At 66.6% G+C, this 18,986-nt stretch carries 12 protein-coding genes and 3 pseudogenes; 1 reads left to right on the forward strand and 14 read right to left on the reverse strand.

All coding sequences use genetic code 11. The features are described 5' to 3' along the window. Positions 1–98: 98 nt before the first annotated feature. The 14 genes and pseudogenes from BJF83_RS21125 to BJF83_RS21195 form a co-directional block, all read right to left on the reverse strand. Positions 99–425: pseudogene (locus BJF83_RS21125) on the reverse strand (dihydrodipicolinate synthase family protein); the annotation flags it as partial. 123 nt (positions 426–548) lie between these two features. Then, the gene (locus BJF83_RS31290; protein WP_075927684.1) at positions 549–1,397 is read right to left on the reverse strand and encodes a polyketide synthase dehydratase domain-containing protein; all 849 of its coding nucleotides are present in this window, start codon (positions 1,395–1,397) and stop codon (positions 549–551) included. 141 nt (positions 1,398–1,538) lie between these two features. After that, entirely contained in the window at positions 1,539–1,649 is a 111-nt protein-coding gene (locus BJF83_RS31295; protein WP_394329370.1) for a hypothetical protein, read from the reverse strand. Then, positions 1,631–5,968 (reverse strand): SDR family NAD(P)-dependent oxidoreductase, encoded by a 4,338-nt coding sequence (locus BJF83_RS21140; protein WP_075927685.1) that lies wholly within the window; start codon positions 5,966–5,968, stop codon positions 1,631–1,633. Before BJF83_RS21140 ends, BJF83_RS31295 begins: the two co-directional genes overlap by 19 nt. 135 nt (positions 5,969–6,103) lie before the next feature. Further along, complete coding sequence (locus tag BJF83_RS21145; RefSeq protein ID WP_158070425.1) at positions 6,104–7,348, reverse strand: ATP-grasp domain-containing protein; 1,245 nt, start codon at positions 7,346–7,348, stop codon at positions 6,104–6,106. 32 nt (positions 7,349–7,380) lie between these two features. Next, a complete protein-coding gene (locus BJF83_RS21150) occupies positions 7,381–7,854 on the reverse strand; it encodes a gamma-glutamylcyclotransferase family protein (RefSeq protein ID WP_262391735.1) in 474 nt (157 codons plus the stop codon). Then, positions 7,851–9,224, reverse strand: a complete 1,374-nt coding sequence (locus BJF83_RS21155) for an MFS transporter (RefSeq protein WP_083678641.1) — start codon at positions 9,222–9,224, stop codon at positions 7,851–7,853. The genes BJF83_RS21150 and BJF83_RS21155 overlap by 4 nt, the downstream gene beginning before the upstream one ends. Beyond that, on the reverse strand, positions 9,106–10,482 hold the full coding sequence (locus BJF83_RS27075; protein ID WP_075927687.1) for a hypothetical protein: 1,377 nt from the start codon (positions 10,480–10,482) through the stop codon (positions 9,106–9,108). Before BJF83_RS27075 ends, BJF83_RS21155 begins: the two co-directional genes overlap by 119 nt. Next, on the reverse strand, positions 10,479–11,495 hold the full coding sequence (locus BJF83_RS21165) for an SIS domain-containing protein (RefSeq protein ID WP_158070427.1): 1,017 nt from the start codon (positions 11,493–11,495) through the stop codon (positions 10,479–10,481). Before BJF83_RS21165 ends, BJF83_RS27075 begins: the two co-directional genes overlap by 4 nt. A 107-nt stretch (positions 11,496–11,602) precedes the next feature. Continuing rightward, complete coding sequence (locus tag BJF83_RS21170) at positions 11,603–12,106, reverse strand: GNAT family N-acetyltransferase (RefSeq protein WP_075927689.1); 504 nt, start codon at positions 12,104–12,106, stop codon at positions 11,603–11,605. Further along, positions 12,040–12,897, reverse strand: coding sequence for a diiron oxygenase (locus tag BJF83_RS21175; protein ID WP_083678642.1), 858 nt, complete (start codon positions 12,895–12,897; stop codon positions 12,040–12,042). Before BJF83_RS21175 ends, BJF83_RS21170 begins: the two co-directional genes overlap by 67 nt. Positions 12,898–13,123: 226 nt before the next feature. Next, positions 13,124–13,852 carry a class I SAM-dependent methyltransferase gene (locus BJF83_RS27655; RefSeq protein ID WP_083678643.1) on the reverse strand — a complete coding sequence of 243 codons (729 nt, stop codon included), beginning with the start codon at positions 13,850–13,852 and terminating at the stop codon, positions 13,124–13,126. A gap of 800 nt (positions 13,853–14,652) precedes the next feature. After that, positions 14,653–15,878: pseudogene (locus BJF83_RS21190) on the reverse strand (IS110 family transposase). Between the two features lie 657 nt (positions 15,879–16,535). Next, a pseudogene (locus BJF83_RS21195) lies at positions 16,536–17,784 on the reverse strand (IS256 family transposase). Between the two features lie 385 nt (positions 17,785–18,169). On the opposite strand from BJF83_RS21195, the gene xerC reads away from it, so the two are divergent. After that, positions 18,170–18,986: tyrosine recombinase XerC (xerC, locus tag BJF83_RS21200; protein WP_262391736.1), on the forward strand; the 817-nt coding region annotated here is incomplete at its 3' end.

Genomic DNA, 18,986 nt, shown 5'->3' on the forward strand with positions numbered 1-18,986 from the left:
CTAGGAGATTTCGGCTTATGGAGCTGGTCCCATCGCGCTGACCTGCGACTTCACCTCGCTGATGTCTCCAGATCCTCTGAATTACGCGGAACGCGGGTCGTGAGCGGCTGATAGCTCACCGGAGCCAACAGCACGGCGGACGCACCGGCCTGCTGGGCGTCCTGGGCCAGGGTCTGCACGTGGGAGGTGCGCAGCGCACCGATACCGACGACTACCGGCGTGCCGTCCGCATGCTGCACCGCCGTCCGGGCCGCACGGCGGCGTTCTTCACGGTCCAGGTAGGCGTAAGAGCCGGTCGATCCCAGCGCGCCGATGGAGTCGACGCCCGCCTCCGCCAGGCGGGTGATCAGCCCTGCGTAGGCCCACTCGTCGAAGCGGTCATCATCCAACGGGGTCAGAGGAAAGGCGCTCAGGCCGGTGAACATGGTTCCTCCTTGTGTGTGCAGGGCAAGGGTAGCGGCCGGTCGGGCCGTGAGATCCTCGTCCTGCCCGGGGGAGGGGGCGTGGCGGCGGCCGACCGCCTCCCGCCTCGCCCCTCCGACCGCCTCCTACACGTCCCGTATTTCCGGTGATCCCGACGAAAGCTCACGAACTCTCACGGCATGCGCATCGAGGAAGTACTGTGCGAGTTCGCGAAAGGTCTGGTACTCGAAGAACAGGGTCTTCGACAGACGGCCGAAGGTCTCTTCGAGGCAGCGGTTGAGGTCGATGATCATCAGTGAGTCGATGCCGAAATCTCCGAACTCGGTCTCCGAGCCCATCTCGGCGGCGGGCAGTTCGATGATCTCGGACGTCAGTTCCTTGAGAAGCGCTTCGACCTGTCCGAGATCGAGCGTCTCGTCCTCGGGCCCTTCGACGGGACGACGGTCGGCGGTTTCCGCGGCCGTGCGCGCTCGCCCGCCGTCTACGCGCCGGAGCGATACCCCTCCCACCTCTGCGACGACGGCACCGTCCGGCCCCTGCACCACGGCATCGAACTTGGCGATCCCGCTCGCGCCGGAGTTCGAGGTGCGCCAAGTGGTGACCGTGCAGTCGGGTCCGATCACACCCCTGACCCTGAGCATGTCGACCCCCATCGGAATGAAGCGCGTACCGTCGGGACCATCGGGCTTGTTGTTGAGCAGCGCGGTCTGCAACACCCCGGTCAGCAGTGTCGGATGGAGCGTGTAGTCACCGAACGTCCCGCGGATCGACTCCGGCAGACGCAGCCTGGTGAAGGCGCGCTCCCGGCTCACCCGGGCCTCGATCACTGGGTGGAAGGTGGGGCCGACATGCAGGCCCTCCGCAAGGATCTGGGCGTAGACGGCATCGACCGGGACCGGCCGCCCCCAGCCCGTGTCCGTCACCGCCTCAGGCATCGGCACAAGTGGGGCTTGTTCCGACTCGGTGTAGGACACCTCACCAGTCGCGTGGACGGCCCATGTTCCGCCGACGTCGCGCCCGATCTCGTATTCGTAGCGGTCGCGTGTCGCGCCAGACGCACTTCGAGGGCGATCGCTCGCCAGGGGAGGAAAGGGGAATGGACCAGTAGTTGTTCGTCACCTCGCGATCCCGCGGCCCGGCTCGGCGAGCAGCGCCGCCTGTATCGCCAACTCGAGAAAGCACACCCCGGGAACGTTGAACTGACCGTTCACCACGTGATCGCGCATGAAGAAGACGTCGGTGGGCAGGCTCTTCCTGAACTGCAAGGCGTCGGGGGCCGAGTGCTCCTCTCGATCAGTGACGGGACGGGCCGTGGCTCCCGCGCCAACCAGGTGGCCGTCCCCTGTGGTGTCGGATGCTCGAAGAGATCGGTGGGGCTCACCTCCCGTCCGAACGCGACGGCGAGGCGCGAGGCGAGATCGACGAGGTGCATCGAGTCCAGCCCCAGGTCGTCGTAGCTGCGACCGGCATCGTAGACAAGGCCCTTTTCCAAACCCGGCGCGATGATCCGTTCAAGGACCGCGTCCGCTCGCTCGAGCGGTCGGGGGGCCGGGGTTCCCCAACGTCCGGGGCGGAGCCGGAGGTGGGTGCGCAGTTTGTCCCCATCGCCCTCGGCGACGATGATGTGCCCGGGGGTGCGAGCGCCGCCCTGCGGCTGTCGGGCGCACTGCTCCAATATCTCGATGCCGGTGTCGTCGCGTATCGGCTCCATACCGAACGCCTCGACGAGGTGCTCATGCTCCGCCTCGCCGACCTGGATACCGCCGTCCCGCCAGAGAGGCCAGGCGATCGACAGCGAACGCCCGCTTCGTTCTCCCGCGTCGACGAGGGTCTGGCGGTGTGCGGCGAAGGAGTCGAGGAAGCCGTTCGCCGCCGCGTAGGCGCCCTGGCCCTGGTTTGGCATCACCGCCGCGATCGAGGAGAAGACGATGAACAGGTCCAGCGGGAGTCGGCCGGCGGCCCGGTCGAGGGCGAGGGCGCCGTGAACCTTCGGCGCGAGCACACGGCGGACCGACTCGGGTGACATGCGCTGGATGAACGAGTCATCGATGAGTCCGGCGGCGTGGATGACGCCGTTCACCGTAACACCTGCCCGCTCGAGCTCTCCGAAGACCTGTCGCACGTCGCTTTCGTTAGAGACATCGCATGCGAAGTAGCGTGCCCGGCCCCCGATCTCCTCGGTGGCCGCGAGTTCGGCGTCGATGGCCGCGTCCTGCGGGGAGCGGCCCAGCCAGACGAGCTCGGCTCCGTACCGGTGCGCCAGATGGCGCGACAGGACGCGCCCGATACCGCCCGCGCCTCCGCTCAGCACGTACGTGCCGCCGGGGCGGAAAAGGGACGTCCCCGGGTCCCCTTGTACCGGAAGCTCTCGAACAACACGGACGAGACGACGACCGCCCCGGTAGGCGACTTCGCGGAGGGGGGCGTGGTCGTAATGCGACAGCTCGTTTCGCACGATGTCCTCCGTCGGGGTCTCCTCCGTGTCTTCGACGCCGACCGAGAGCACCGAGACGTCCGGGGTCTCGTAGGCGAGTGTGCGGGCGAAGCCGCCGATGAGCGCTCCGAAGGGCGCGTCTGAAGTGTCGGGGTGGACGTGGACGACGCGGATGGGGCCGAGGTGGCGCAGCCGGACCGCCCCCTGGGCGATCCCCAGCAACACCTCGAGGTCTCCGGGATCCGTGGTGGGGCTCATCGAGTCGGTGTGCAGGACGATCCGGTGCCCCGCGTTACGTTCCGCAAGCCGCTCGAAGAGTGCGGCCAGTTGCCGGGGATCGTGCCGGTCGACGCGGTAGTCCCCTTCCGGTGACTGCTCCAGGGTCTCTCCGGAACCCACCCCGATGACCCGGCCGGCGCCGATCGTGTACTCGACGCTTTTGCGCAGGGCGTCGTCGTCGGAGAAGAGAACGACTGACTCGATGGCCTCGCCGTGCATGGCGAGCGGCTCGTCCACCCACTCGGTGCTGAGTTCGAGCCGCTCGGCGGGCTTGTCCGCACGGGGGCGGTGCGGGCGTTTCTGCAGCTGCTCCATGCGGGCGACCACGGTTCCCGCATCGTCACGCAGCACGATGTCGAACTGCCGGACTTCCTTCACCGTGTCGCGTTCGATCACGTGGACGTTGACCGCGGCCGGAAGAGGACTGTAGAGGTCGAAGGAGCCCAGTGCGAAGGGAACGTACTGATCGTCGGAGCCGCGCGTCCCGAACAGGGACAGGGCGACCGCCGACTGGAATGCGCCGTCGAGCAGCGACGGCTCCAGCTCCAGCGCATCCGTCCCGTTCTCCGGTTCTCGGCGTTGGACACGGCACAGCGCCTCATCGGTCCCCGTGCGGCAGAAGTCGATCACGCGGAATGACGGCCCGTACTCCAGGCCGTAGGCGGCAAACCGTTCATAGAGGCCGTCGACTGCCTCGACGCGGGAGAGCCACTGCGAGGCCGGCGCTGTGAGTTCCGGGAGTTCGGAGGCTTCGAAGCGGATCTCGCCGAGCGCGTACACTGTGTCGTCGAGCTTGACCTCGAAGGCGGCCCCGCCGTCCCGCTCCTCCCAATCGACCCGCAGTGCCAGTGGCTGTTCACCGACTTCGAGCACCCGAAGCCAGTGCACATCGCGAAAGGACATCGGGGTGCGTCCGAAGCGCGCTTGGGCCTGGCGCCGGACGAGTTCGAAATAGGCGACGCCAGGCACGACCGTGCGTCCGGCGACCACATGGTCGCGGACGAAGTAGTCGCTCCCCCGGACTTCGCTCACCGACTGCTCCGGCACGGCACCGTGGTCGTCCGCGTCGGCCCGTTGTTCCCGTGCGGGTTCTTCGAACCAGTACCACGACCGGTCGAACGGGTAGGTCGGCAATGCGACACGGCGCCCTTCCGGCACAGGTCCTGCGGCACGCCAGTCGTCGAATCGGCCCTGAACCCACTGCCGGGCCCGCGAGGCCGGAGCCGTCTCCTCCCGGGGCGCCGCGGTGGCCTGCGAGGTGCTCCCGTGGTAGGCAACCTCCGGTTCGTCGTCGATGTCGAGACGCTTGACGAGCTCATCGACCCCACTGGCCAGCCAGGCGGCTCTGTGCGGAAGGGAAGCCCGCCCAACCTGCAAGGTGAACGCGATGTCATGGATATCGAGTTCGGCGCCAGGGCCGCGCAGGAACTCCCGGAGCCGGATGCGCATCCTCGTGAGCGCGGCCTCGCTCTTCGCGGACAGGGGGATCACCTGTGGCGCGACGGGGCGTCGCGGTTCGGGGTCGGCTTCGGTCACCGGGGCCTCCTCGACGACCACGTGCGCGTTGACGCCGCCCATGCCGAACGCGCTGAGTCCCGCGCGTCGGGGCAGGGATCCCAGTCCGGTCCACGCGCGACCCTCACGCACCGGGGAGAACGGCGTCGCGTCGAAATCGATGTACGGGTTCGGCCGCTCCAGGTGCAGCGACGGGGGAATCCGGTGGTGCCGGAGCATGAGCAGGACCTTGAGCAGCCCGGCAATTCCCGATGCGCTCTCGAGGTGGCCGATGTTGGTCTTGACGGCCCCGATCGGGCAGGGCTGCGGGCGTCGTGCTCCTCCCTGCTCGGAGAAGGCCTCGGTCAAGGCCCGGATCTCGATGGGGTCTCCCAGCGCGGTGCCCGTACCGTGCGCCTCGACATACCCGATCGAGTCCGAGTCGACCGCCGCGTCCTTCAGCGCCGCGGTGATCACCTCGGCCTGTCCGGTGACACTCGGTGTCGTCAGCGAATTGCCGCGACCACTGTGGTTAACGGCGCTTCCCTTGATCACGCCGACCACCCGGTCGCCGTCGGCGAGCGCGCGGTCGAGTGGTTTCAGCAGGACGAAGGCGACCCCCTCACCACGCACGTAGCCGTTGGCGTCCGCGTCGAAGACCTTGCAGCGGCCGTCCGCCGAGAGCATCCCGGACTGGGCGTGGGAGATGTACATCGTCGGAGACAGCAGCGCGTTGACACCGCCGACGAGCGCCGTTTCGCACTCGCCCAGGCGCAGATCGCGGATCGCGTCGTGCAGTGCCACGAGAGAACTTGAGCAGGCGGTGTCGACGACGGAACTCCTTCCTTTCAGATCGAACAGGAAGGAGATGCGGTTCGCGATGATCGAGTGAACCGTTCCGGTCGAAACGTAGGACGGAATGGGCACCTTGTGCTCACGCATTAGTTCGGCGTAGTCGTTCTTCGAGACACCGACGTACACCCCAGTCCTACGTCCGGCGAGGTCCGAAGCGGCATATCCCGCGTCCTCGATCGCACTCCAGGCGCTCTCCAGTGCGATGCGCTGTTGCGGGTCGACGAAACGGGCCTGTTTCGGGGACATGCCGAAGAAGAGCGGGTCGAACCCGCCGATGTCCGCGACGAACCCGCCCCATCTGCTGTTCGTCCTGCCCGGCTCGGCCTCGGGATCGCCGAAGACCGCCCGCCAGTCCCAGCGCTCCGAAGGAACCTCCGTGATGGAGTCCTCACCGTGGGTGAGATTCGCCCAGAATTCACGATAATCCGATGCGCCGGGGAAACGGCAGTCCATTCCCAGAACGGCGATGTCTTTCTCGGCCACCTGTCATCCTTTGTCCTTGTCGGCCCGGTTGGTCCGGGCATGCCTGATCGGCTTCCGCGCCGCGTCGGTCCAGGGAATCTCTCTGGAATGACCCGGCATCGTGCCAGTCGGATTCGAGCGAATACGGTCGTCGGTTCAGCCCGCCGTCTGCTGCTCGGTATAGAGGTGTCGCCCTTCCAGGGCACGGAGTCGGCGGTAGTCCCGTTCGACCTCGTCGCCGGTCCCGGCCAGGTAGAGGAAGCCAGGTGAAGTGGCCAGGTCGCGGGTGGCCTCCAGCAGATCGCCCTGTGCGGCGCGAGGGCACACCATGGCCGCAGTGGGGAGTTCCCGGAGGACGTCGACCCAGGCGAGCGAGGTCATGGGGGCCCGCCGTCCGTTAATCATGGCGACGCGCCGCAGTTCGATCCCTGTGCAGGGGGCCGAGGGGATGGAGAGATCATGCACCGATGCGGGGTCCATCAGCCATGACGCCGTGGCCTCGACCTGTCCGACACGGTCGGGAGCGATGCCCGCGGGGAAATCGGCGCAACCGGCCGGCCTCGCCCCGATGTCTATGAGCTTCGGTCCTTCTCGGGTGATGATCACTTCGGCGTGCGCCGGGCCGTGGTGCACGCCAAGGGCGGTCAGTGCCCGCCGCACGTAGTCGCACAGGGTGCGGCCGATATCGGAGGAAAGGTCCACGGGAACGTCATAGTCATAGATGGGGGATCCGGCGACACGCTTCTTGTGATATCGCCAGGCCTCCAGAATTTGGTGCCGACCGTCCGCCGATATCGTGTTCACGTAGTATTCGGGACCGGTGAGCAGTTCCTGCACCACCGCCTCGGCATTCGTTCGACCGAGGAGATTGGACTCCGAGGACAGGACCGCGCCCACAGCCTCGGCCACGGACCGCTCGTCGTGGCAGAGCCGGACCCCGTCGCTTCCCGCGCTCATCGCGGGCTTGACGACGACCCTGCCCCCGCCCCCGGCCCTGTACCACTCCACGGCCTGTGCCTCGGAGCCGACGCGCAGCCCGTCCGGGGCGCCCAGGCCGGCATCGCGCAGAGCCGCCGCCATCGCTTCCTTGTCCCATCTCGACTCGGGGGCGGTCTGCGAGTTGTGCGCGAGGCCCAAGGCAACGGCGAGTTGCTCAGCCGAACGGACACCCGTCTCCGTACCGGGTGCGATGGCATCGATCTCGAGTTCTTTGAGTGTCCGAACGAGCGCCGCGAAGGAGGGGTCATGGCCGAGGTCGAGGGCGAAACCGTCGGGGTCGAACGTGCGGCGGTAGAACTCGGGAATCCGGGGGCTGCTCTGAACGTGGATCAGGTGAGCGCCCCTGCCCGCGAGCTCGTGTGTCAGTAGGCGGCCCGTGGAATAGGCGTCGACGATCACCACGCGACGCGGGGCGGTACGGGTGATCGAGCCCGTCATGGCGAATCCTCGTCGACGGGCGCGGAGGACCGCACCGAATCGCACCATGCGATGGTGAGTTCGAGATAACGCGGGAGTTCGTCGGCGCAGAAACGGTCACGATCCCAGTCGTCGTCCGAGATCCGGTCCGGGGTTCCTCCCCACACATAGGTCCAGGCGGTGCTGCCGTCGGTCAACCGGATCTCGACCAAGTCGTACGCGGGGGCCTCGAATCTGTCGAGCTGGTCCCACTCTGTGGGACCGAGGTCGGTCAGTACCAGGCCGTGGACGGTCTTCCCTCCCGCCACGAGCGCCGGGTAGACCCGGTCACGCACAGCGGCGACGCGCCAACCCCGGGCCGATCCCGGTCGTGTCCCGGGCTCGCGCCGCAGGATCGACCGCAGCACTTCGTGGACGGTGAGACTCCCGTAGACGAACAACTCGGCCGGCATCCGGGGAAGTCGGCGGCGTTCCGGCATGTCGTTCCTCATGAATTCCCTCCCGTGGCGAGGTCGGTCGTTCCGTTGCGCAAGGGGGACGCCAGGAGCCAGGCCACGGTGCCAAGCAGACCGCAGCCAGTGAGGAGGAGCGTGCCATCGGTACCGATCAGCTCCAGGGCGACACCACCGGCGACGCCCCCCAGAGGCAGGGCGCCCGAGGCGACGAATCGCATGCTGGCCGTGACCCGGCCCATGAATTCGTGCGGGCACAGCGACTGCCGCAGACTCACACTGGCCACATTGAAGATCGAAAGCGCGAGGTGAAGGAGCAGGTAGGACACGGCGAAGACGATCAGGCTCCATCCCGGAGCCGTGAGCATCAAGGCGAGTACCAGCGGCCCCGCCACGATCTCGGTGGCGATCAGTGCCTTCGCCAGACCGACGCGTTCGATGACGCGGCGGGCGATCAGCGCACCTCCGAACCCGCCGATGCCCGCGCAGGTGAACAGCAGGCCGACCATTCCCTCGGTGAGTCCGAGATCGGTGACGAGCAGCACGATGACGGTCGGCAGCAGCATGCCGTAGCAGAAGTTGTAGGTGGCTGCGGCTCCGCCGAGGGCGCGCAGGATCGGGTGGCGGACCACGAACCGCAGTCCTTCCCGGATCTCGGCGCGGATGTTGCGCGGCCGCGCCGGGGGGAGGGCCTCGGTGGACGTGATCCGCCTGATCATAACCGCGGAGAAAATGTACGTCACGGCGTTGATCAGGATGACGTTGGCCGCCTGCATCGCCTGGATGAGGGCACCGGCGACCGCGGGTCCGGCGGCGGCCGCCGCCGAGCGGCTCGATTCCAGCCTGGCGTTCGCCACGACCAACTGCTCCCGGTCCACCAGCCTGGGCAGATAGGTCTGGTAACCGACGTCGAAGAACACGTGGGCGATGCCCGAGAAGAAGACCACGGCCAGCACTTGGTTGAACGAGAGGTAGCCGAGCCACCAGGCGACGGGAATGGTGGCCAGGAGTACGGCGCGGACGATATCGGCGACGATGAGCACCGAACGGCACCGCATGCGGTCGAGCCAGACTCCGGCCGGGAGGCCGACGATCAGGAACGCCGCGGTCTGGGCTGCGGACAGCAGTCCCAGTTGCAGGGGGGTCGCGGCGAGCACCGTCGCGACGAGTAGCCGGATAGCGACGTCGCGACCTGACTTCCCACCATGCTCGCGATCTGGCCATGCCAGAGCGAACGGAAGTCGGGGCCCAGCTGTGACTGGGTCTGATCCTGTGGGGCGTCTTGTGCCGTCATGCGCAGATCTCCGCTTCAGGGTAGGTGAATACGCCGGTGCTTCTCGCGTCCCGGTTTCCGAAGTAGAGGACGGTCGGTCCGTCCACCGGAAGGCCCCTGACCATCGAGCCGCCATACCCGGCAGGGGTCAGGAAGACCCCCCAGGTGGAGGCCCATCGGCGGCTCTCGCGGGTTCCGACGTCCACGATGTCGTCCTCCCGTGGAACGACCCGTCTCTGGACGATCCAGTCCTGTTCCCGGCATCGGGCGAGCCGCTCCCGCCATTCGCGGTCGGACACCTCCCATCCCGCGATGACGTCTTGGCCGCCGAACCCCTGATTAGGTTTCAACACGAGGTCGGCCCGGTTGGCACGGCAGTACTCGAACAGGTCGACCTCTTCGCCGTCGCACCGGGTCGTTCCCCGGCCGAGCACCCTGCTCCACGGGAGCAGGCGGTCGACCAGTGCGAGCTCACGGTCGCTAAATGCTCCTTCCGACCGCGCCCGCGAGATCAGTCCCATGGCCCCCTTGTTCGAGTACAGGGAGCTGTCGAGGGTCGTCCAGAGCAGAACCCGGTCCTCCTCGTGCGCATGGAAGAGGACCTCCGCGCGGGAGAGCAGCTCCGGATCGTCCCAGAGGTCGTCCACGGTGAAGAACCGGAGCACGATGTCGATCGGCTCACCGTTGAGTTCGACCCGTCCGCCCCTGGACCGCACCTGGGGGATCTCACCGACACGCATCGGGACTCCCAGGCGGGCCATCATCTCCTGCATAGCGACCAACAGTTTTTCGAGTGTGCGGGTGTTCCCGTTGGCACCGATCACCGCGACCGTCGGCTCGGTCCCCCTCCCGGCGCGGGCCGCCGCCTCACGCCAGAGCGATGCGAGGTGCTTGCCGGTGTGAACGTGGCTGAGGCCGAACCCGGCGGCGAAGTCCTCGAACACCGGAACCTCCATGAGGCTCCGGTTGAACTCGGAGTACTCGATGCCTCCGACATCGCTGGCGACGTTGAACTCCAGCAGTTTGAAGCCGTCACCGTCGCGGTACAGGTCGGCCCGCCCGAAACGTGTGGGTGACGTGCTGTGGAACCGGCTGAGCAGTTCGACACGCGGCCGCGCCATCCCGACGGCCTCGCCGTACTGATGGAGATCGCCGCCGAAAAGCCGTTCGGGGAGGTCGACGAGGAGGTCGAAATATGCGCCGAGATCATCGACGAGCCGGTTCATCTCAGCCTCGGGGATGAACAGCGGGCGGGCCAGCAGGCGGTCCCACCAAAGGTCACGGAATGACCGGGGGAAGGGGGCCTTCCAGACGGCCTCCGCCAGATCACCCGTTTCACAGGCCTCGAAGTACGCGCGGGTCACCGCGTCGCCGGTGGACGGGTCCCCGCTCACAGGGTCACCTCCGAGAACGCGGCTTTCCAGGCCTCGGCCTCGAAATGGGTCAGGTCGGGACTGGACCCGACCTCACGGGCGACCTCCGACACCAGCAGGTGGAAGGGGAGCGTGGCGACGATCGGCCGCATCAGGGGGTGTGTCCGGGCAAACCGGAGGTCTGCGTGATCATCGTCGGCGCAGCGCAGGACCCGGGCACCGAGTTTTCTCAGAAAGCCGGAGAGATCCTCGTATCTCCCCCCGTCCTCCCCGGGCGGGGCGATGAGGAAGGCCGACATTCCGGGCCGGAACACCGCGGGGGTGCCGTGGAGCGCGAACTCGGTGTGCATTCCTTCGACCCACCGATAGGTGCCCTCCTTCAGCTTGAGCGCGACCTCCTGTGCCGTGATGGCGTCCGTGCCCGTGCCCGCGATGAGTGCGGGGACCCCCTCGTCATGGACCAGTGCGTCCACCGCCGCGGCGGACGGGCGGAATGCGAGCGCACGCTCCAGTTGCCCGGGGACATCCCTCAGCGCGTCGATGAGTTCGGACGCGGCGTCATCGAGGAGGGCGCCGACGAGTCGGGCGAGAACCGTCAGCGCGGCAGTGTGGGAGACCGTGTGCGTGCTCGCCTTTTCCTGGGGACAGGTCCGCAGCACCAGGTTCGCCTCGGGTTCGGCCTGGCCGACTCCGGTGATGCACACCGTCGTGGCTCCGACCTCGGCGGCCTTGCACAGCACCATGTTCGGGTAGCGCTTCGTCCCCCGATGACTGATCACCACGACCTGGTCGGTCGGCTGCACCGCGCTGGTCACGGCCAGGTCGTGGGCGTTGACCGCCGACGCCCGAACACGGCCGTTGGTAAGGGCCTCCACCCATCCGGCGGCGATCTGCGCCGCGTGCAGTGAGGTCCCGATACCTGTGAAGACGATCGGTCGTTCCGGATCCAACGCCGGGACCTCGGGATCGGTGAGCAGCCGTCGTACGGTGTCGGGTTGCTCGGCGACATGGCGGTCGAAATGCAGGGTACTCATCGTGTCTCCTCTGTGCGAGTGCAGGAAAATGCTCCGTTCGATGCAGTTGTGCCGCATCGTTGACCGTTCGCGGTCCTCGCGCCTGCGGGAGAACCACTCAAGAGCTCCTACTGGGGGTAGATCTGGTAGATCTCTAAGGAGACTGGCCGTCCGAATTTCGCACCGATGTTCCGAAGGCTCCCGGTGTGCTGGTAACCGAGGATCTCGACCATGCGGATGGACGGCTTGTTCGTCGATGTCATGATCGCGGTGATCGCGGTGAAACCGATCTCCAGCCCCAGCGAGGTCATCCGTTCGCACAAGGCGATTCCGGTTCCCCGGGCCTGGGCCTCCTTACGGACATAGACCGAGATCTCCGCGCTCGCCTGGTAACCGGCCCGAGCGGCGAACGGGCTGAGGGACGCGTAACCGACAACACGCCCGGATTCTTCATGGCAGACGTAGACGGGATAGCGGTCGTTATGGGCCTTATACCAGGACTCCATGTCGGCTTCGGACTTCTCGTCGTAGTCCAGGGTCGCGTCACTCGTGCGGATAAAATGATTCAGAATCTCCCGGATCCCTTCCAGGTCCGATCTTTCTGCGGGGCGGATTGCATAGACGCCGGACATTGATCCTCCTCGATCAATCCAAGCTCGTGAAATCGCTCCACTGCCGCGGGATGGTCGAGCACTCCGGCTTCACGGCAGTATCTGAGTGTGTGACGGGCGGTCGCCCGCGCGTATTCGCTGACGACGTCTCCGGTGAATGTCTCCGCGACGACCTGCTCGGCTTCGTTCCGACTCAGGTCGTATCCGCACAGTTCACCTACCAGCGATTCTCTGTCTGGCTCTAGGAATGTCATGATCAGGTCCGGGATCAGCGCCGCGGCTGATTCCTGGTACTTGGCATGGATCTGGGGCCATAGATGGAAGAGGAACGATGCGAAGTAGGCGTGGTGCTTTCCCTCGTCCTTCGCGTGGTCTTTGACCATCTCGTGAACCGCCGGGTCCACCTGCTGATCGCGCCCGCTGTCCAGCGTCCCGGAAATGAGGGTCTCGGAGCAGAACACGAATAGCAGTTCCACCAGGAGCCTCATCGACGGGTCGACGTCCTCGAGCAGACGTCGCAGTCTGCGGAAGAAATGGGGCTCGGAGCCGATGCGGGGCGCAACGCCGGTGGCATCGATGACCTGGCGGTACATATCCATCGAGAAGAGGGCGTGGTAGGCCTCGTCACAGTAGATCTTGTGCGCGTCGAATACCATCCCGCGGGGGAGGTCGACGCCGATACGGCCATAGGCGATGTCCAGCATCGTCTTGTTCACCACCAGTTGCTCTAACTGCGTGGTGAACTGTAGGTAGCGGTACAGGTGCTGCGTCAGCACCTCGTTCCGCTGAGGATCGGGAAGCTCCTGGACCAGGGGGTGGGCGTCGTGGGAACGAGGTCGGCATCAAACAGGAGGTACCGGTCGTCCGATGGGGAAAGGACTCGGCGGGGTTCCTTGCGAACACTGGCGCGCTCATGCCAGTCTCGGAACGGACTTCGATAGTCGTCCTGTGGCTGTTCTGAGACTTCTGTGCGGAACAGCTCTTTGGGGCACGAGAACTGCGCTTGACAGCCGATGGCCAACCCTGTGGATCCGCACATCATCGAGCCTTCCGGTAGATTCCCACCCCTTCTGTGGATGGATAGGATCTACGGAAGTCGAATTGCTCTGAGAGGAAACCGTGCCAGCGCGCGTACTGGAGCTCGTTGTAGGCGATGCGCTCCTCAAAGTACGCGTTCTTCGTCACGTTCTCCAGTAGGACATTGTGGGCCAGGAGAATCGACCCGGGAAGCATCGCCGGGGCTATCGCCTGCGTGATGGGATAGTAGATCGCCTTGTCCCGCAGGTCCTCATCCGCACAGGACTTCGGCCCCTCCGCGTCGAGCGCGACGAAGTCGATGTCGGCGAGCTCAGCCCGCGAGTAGGAGATCGCGTCCGCCACGACGAAGTTGACGTTTTCTGACACGCCCAAGCGCTCGAAGTTCCGTCGGGCCAGGTGCATGACGGTGTCATCCGTGTCGATCAGGGTGACCTCACCGCCTGCGGCGACGACCTCCCGCACCGCCCAGATCGCCCAGAATCCGTAGTAGGAACCAGCGAAAACCGCATGCCGAGGTTGATGACCGAGGCGAGGGCGTGGATCAGCAGCGCCTCCTCCGGAAAGATATAGGTCATGTTCCCGCCGTGGTCGTACGACGATGCGACCAGGCGTTCCCAGTCCGAATATCCCGAGGTGGAGAAGTCTCTGTCGGGTAGGACCGACTGCTGGCGAAGCGAGGTGATCATCTCTTTGACGAACGCGAGATCGTCGAGAGGGAAGCGAGTCGATAGATTCATCTGGTCTCTGTTGAGACCGGCCTCGAGTAGCTCATCAGAGCTTTGCTCGATCCATTTGCTGTAAACAGCGCGGTCCAGGACTCTAGATCGAAAGTCACGATACTCGGAAAACCGACTCAATGTGGCGTCGATAGAGGAGTACGCCGTTCCCGATGGCCTGGGACAGCCCAACGAAGGGGTGGTCATGTGCAGAAGCTCCTGAAATGAGGGGCAGGATGTCTGCAGGTGGCCGACTGTCGCCGTTGACGGAAGGCTCTGCGTGGCTAGGAAAATCTTTCTCGGCATAGATGTATACCGCACGAACTCGGACAACGCACCTTTCATGTGTCCAAAATATGAGATATGTACCCAAATCAGATGTCCGTTTTGTACCTTTTGTGGTGTTTTTGCGAGTATGGGGGACTCTCTGTCGGGCGGCTGGCCTGACCGTCTTCCTTCACGCGAACGACCGCCGCCGGCCTATCGGTCGGCTGGAATGGAACCGAATCCCAAGGTGACAGCCGTGGCCTCACCGAGACCAACGGTGCCGGTTCGGCGCAGCGGCATGTCGGCCGTCGGCATCGACGGCCTCCTCGGCTGCGGCATGTGGAAAGGCGCAGTGACCGGTTCCGGCCACTCAGCGGCCACGGGTCTGCCGGATCTCAGGGATTCTGGACCCGGAACCACCGGCCCGCCCGCATTGCGGTGCGGGCTATCCCGTTGAGGCCGGGCGAGCACATCCGTGACCGTTCCCGGACGGCGGCCGCGAGGACGTGACGGTCCTCGGGTTCAGACACCCCATGTCGTTCGGTGTCAAGCGGCATGGAGGTGGGCATGGTGTGACCAGGCGGTCGCTTCGTCGCAGGGGGTGCGGGTCTTGAGGCACCCGTGGAGGATGCCGACAAGGCGGTTGCCGACTTGGCGCAGGGCGGGGTTGCAACCCGCGTCGCGAGCGTGTTGCTTGTCGTAGTAGCGGCGGGCGCCGGGCGAGGCGCGCAGAGCGGCGAACGCCTGATGCTGGAGGGCGTCGGCCAGGCGGTTGTCGCGGATGTAGCGGGACTGGACGGTGGGGCTCTTGCCGGAGGCTCGGGTGATCGGGCTGGCGCCGGCGTAGTTCTTGCGGGCCTTGGCACTGGCGTAGCGGATGGGTCGTCCCCGAACTCGGCGAGCACCCGTGCGCCGGTGACGTGGCCGATGCTGGGCATCGACAGGTAGATCTCAGCGTCCGGGTGCGCGAGAAAATGTGCCTTCATCTGCTCCTCCATCGCGGCGATCTGCTCATTGAGCGCGATGATCAGCCGGGCGTGAGCGGTGGCGGTGGCCGTGTAGGCGGCGGTAACCGGCTCGGGCAGGCCGAGCTGCTTCTCGCGCAGCGTGGTCTGGATCGTGGCCGCTTTCGCGTCCCGGTTCCGTCGGCGGGCACGGGTCAGCACGGTGGTGATCTGGGTACGGGTCAGCTTCACCCCGGCTGTCGGGGTGGGGGCCTTGATCAGCAGTTCCAGGGCGTCTGTGCTGGTCAGGGTCAAGTCGGCGTAGGCGTTCAGGGCCGCGGGGAAGTACTCGCACAGTGCGGTGCGCAGCCGCTGGTAGGTGTGGGTGCGTTCCCAGATCAGGGTCTGATGCGCGCGGGCGACGACCTTGACGGCCTGGGCGGTGTCGCTGTCCCCGGCGATGGGCCGCAGTTGGGCCCGGTCGATGCGGACCGTGTCGGCCAAGGCGTGCGCGTCAGCCTTGTCGCTCTTGGCACCGGAGGTGCCGTAGCGTTCCTTGAACCGCGCGACCTGGCGGGGGTTGATCGCGTAGACCCGGTAGCCGGACGCGATCAGGGCCTGTACCCACGAGCCGCGGTCGGTCTCGATCCCCACCACCACCTCGGACGGGTCCACGTTCTGCCCACCGTGCCGGGCGACGAGCTCGTGCAGCCTGGCGATGCCTTGCACTGCCTCGGGGAGCTTGGCGGCGGCGAGCTTTCGGCCGGTCTCGTCCTGGAGCTCGAGGTCGTGGTGGTCCTCGGCCCAGTCATCACCGATCAGTAGCAGCAGACCCTCCCAGTAACGGACTTCGTGCAGCGGTGCGGCCTGCGGAAGGCGGCGCGCGGCCTCATGGATCCAGTGCTCACGCCCCGTGGGGCGGGCACGCCACCCCATCAGTGGTCTGGCCTCCCGGCCGACCAGCAGGGGCACGGTCTGAACCCAGAACTCGACGGTTCCGGCGGCGGTAGTGCTCACCTGCTGGCGGCTACGGCACCGAGTCTCTCGGACCCGGCAAGTCCCATTAGGCGGTTCCACCGCGTCGACCGTGGCCCGGTCGTGGTCAAGTCCGCGGGTGAAGGCGTGCAGGCGGGGAGGATCGTCCTCACGAACGTCGGCGATGCACGCGGTCAGGTCCTCGGCGTTGCCCGGGGCGGGTTCCAGGAACCGGGTGAAGCGCCGATGTGGTCGGCCAGCCGCGTCATCTCCGGGCATGCCTCGGTCAGCTCGGCGAGAGTCTGGCCCTCTTCGGCTGTGAGCCGTTCGGAGCGGACCAGGAGAAGCTTGCCGAAGGCCTTGGGCGGGACCGACTCTCGGTCGCTGTCGAATCGGCTAGAGCAGGTTGAGGCTTCCCTGGCAGCCGAGCTGGCGAATCCCGCAGAAGAGGTGCTGCAGGGGCACAGCGCAGGATGGTGTCCCTTTGGGTGGTGTAACTTCACAACCGCACTAACCCCCAGGATGTGACCCGGGACCGATCTCGCTGGGGCCCATCTGCCGCCCCGGCCCCCGCCCCTGATCACCCAGAAGCTCGACCATGGACGCCTCGGAGAAGTAACGGCGATCGCTCACCTGCCACTCGTCGTGCATCTCGGCCAGCACCGTCCCCGCCAACCGCCCCACGCCGCCGGGTTCGGGAAGACCTGCACCACGTCTGCCCGGCGCTTGACCTCCCGGTTCAACCGCTCCAAGTTGGTAGACCAGATCTTCTTCCAATGCCCGGTCGGGAAGTCCGCGAACGCGGTGATGTCGACCGACGCCCCGACCAGCATCTGTTCCACCTGCGGGAACTGCCGCCCCAGCATCGAGGCCACCGTGCCCAGATGGGTCCGCACCGCTTCGGCGTCGGCCTGGGCGAAGATCGTGCGGATGGTGGCCGCGACCATCTCTCCCGACCCCTTGGGAACCTTGGCCAGGACGTCGCGCACGAAGTGGACCCGGCACCGCTGCCAGGCCGCCCCCAAGAACACGGTTTCGATCGCGGCGACCAGGCCGGCGTGGGAGTCGGAGACCACCAGTTGCACCCCGTCCAGGCCGCGGGAGCGCAAGCCGCGCAGGAACTGGGTCCACACGCGCGGGTCTCGCTGTTGCCGACCGCGAACCCCAGCACTTCGCGCCGCCCCTGGGCGGTGACGCCGGTGGCGATCACGACCGCCTGGGAGGCGATCCGGTGCCGGACACGGGCCTTGCAGTAGGTCGCGTCCAGGAACACGTAGGGGAAGACAGTGTGGTCCACAGGCCGGTCAGCGAAGGCCGCGACCTCTTCGTCCAGCTCGGCGCAGATGCGTGAGACCTCGGACTTGGAGATCCCCGAATCGGCTCCCAGGGCTTTGACCAGGTCGTCCACCGCGCGGGTGGAGACTCCGTGCACGTAGGCCTCCATGATCACGGCGAACAGGGCCCGGTCGATGCGCCGACGGCGCTCCAGCAGGCTCGGGAAGAACGACCCGGAGCGGAGTTTGGGGATCTGCAGCTCCACGTCCCCGGCGGTGGTGGTGAGTTTGCGGTCGCGGTGTCCGTTGCGGCGGTTGGCCCGGTCGGGGGTGCGCTGGTGGGGGTGGGCGCCGATCACGGTGGTGGCCTCGGCCTCGATCAGCTCCTGGAGCATGCGCTCCAGGACGAGGCGGATCATGTCCACGTTCTCAGCGGCTTGTAGTGACTCCAGAAGCTGTTGTAGGTCATGCTGGGACAGAGCCATCGTGTGCGTGTCCTTGTGCGAGGAACTTAGGCCTTCCTCTTGACCGTCACACGATGGCTCGCCTTGTCGCTATAGCCCTGCAGGTCAGATCACTGATCCGGGAGTTACACCACTCCAAGGGACATGACCCAGCGCAGCCGGTCGGGTTCGGGAACACGCGCGTAGCGCTTGACGGTGTTCAGAGACAGGTGTTTCGTTCCGGGTGTGATGGTGGCTTGGGTGTGTGCCGGGATCGCCTCTCGTCATCCGCCTTCTCTGAGCACCGTTGCTCGGGTTGAGACTGGGCCCGGAGGTGACGGTGATGTCCGGGTCTGGTTCGGTGTTCAAGCGGTGTGGGTGCAGGTTGCCTGGTTCCTCGAGGAAGGTCGGGGGTGGGTGTCCGCGGTTGCGGTCTCGCGGGCACGGGAGCTGGTACTTCTCGGTCGAGTTGGAGCACGTTCCGGGGGAGCGGTGCCGGGTGCGCCGTGGTGGGTTCGCCTCCCGGGGGGCCGCCCGCGCGGCGTTGCGCAGAGCCCAGGGCATCGAACCAACCGAGATGGATCCGGCGGTGTGGACGGTGGGCGAGTGGCTGAGGCACTGGCTGGATACCGGGACCCGGTTGCGTCCGCGCACCTGGGTCGGTTACGCCGAGCACATCGACCGCTATCTGATCCCGCATCTGGGCGGTGTGCTGTTGGGCGAGTTGACTCCCGGGCGGGTGCGGCAGGCGTTCGATGCGATCTCCTGTCACACCACGCCGGCCGGGGATCGGCTCTCCCCGGCGACGGTGCAGCGGGTGAGGGCCACGCTGCGGGCGGCGTTGAATGCCGCGGTGCGTGAGCGGTTGCTGTCCTCCAACCCCGCCCGAGGGCTGCGGTTGGATTCCGGCCAGGCCGCGCGGCCAGTGGTGTGGACTGACCAAGCTGTGGCCGAGTGGCGCCATAGCGGAGTGCGGCCGGCGGTGGCGGTGTGGACGGTGGAGCAGACCCGCCAGTTCCTGGACTTCGCCTCGGGTCATCGGTTGTACGCGTTGTTCCACCTGGTGGTGATGACGGGGTTGCGGCGCGGCGAGGTCGTGGGCTTGCGGTGGGAGGACGTTGATCTGGTCAAGGGGACGGTCCGTATCGCGCGTCAGCTCCAGTCCAACCGGGGTGGGTTGGTGGAGTTGGCGCCCAAGAGCGCGGCGAGCCGCCGGATGGTGGCCCTGGACCACACCACGACCG

This window comes from Nocardiopsis sp. CNR-923 (assembly GCF_001942255.1).
GTDB lineage: Bacteria > Actinomycetota > Actinomycetes > Streptosporangiales > Streptosporangiaceae > Nocardiopsis.

What these genes read in the sequence shown, in the direction of transcription:
- BJF83_RS31295 (WP_394329370.1), bottom strand. Translation starts at nt 1,649, where the DNA reads ATGCGCGATCACGTGGTGAACGGTCAGTTCAACGTTCCCGGGGTGTGC.
- BJF83_RS21150 (WP_262391735.1), bottom strand. Translation starts at nt 7,854, where the DNA reads ATGAGGAACGACATGCCGGAACGCCGCCGACTTCCCCGGATGCCGGCC.
- BJF83_RS21155 (WP_083678641.1), bottom strand. Translation starts at nt 9,224, where the DNA reads ATGGCGGCTCGATGGTCAGGGGCCTTCCGGTGGACGGACCGACCGTCC.
- BJF83_RS21165 (WP_158070427.1), bottom strand. Translation starts at nt 11,495, where the DNA reads ATGAGTACCCTGCATTTCGACCGCCATGTCGCCGAGCAACCCGACACC.
- BJF83_RS21170 (WP_075927689.1), bottom strand. Translation starts at nt 12,106, where the DNA reads ATGTCCGGCGTCTATGCAATCCGCCCCGCAGAAAGATCGGACCTGGAA.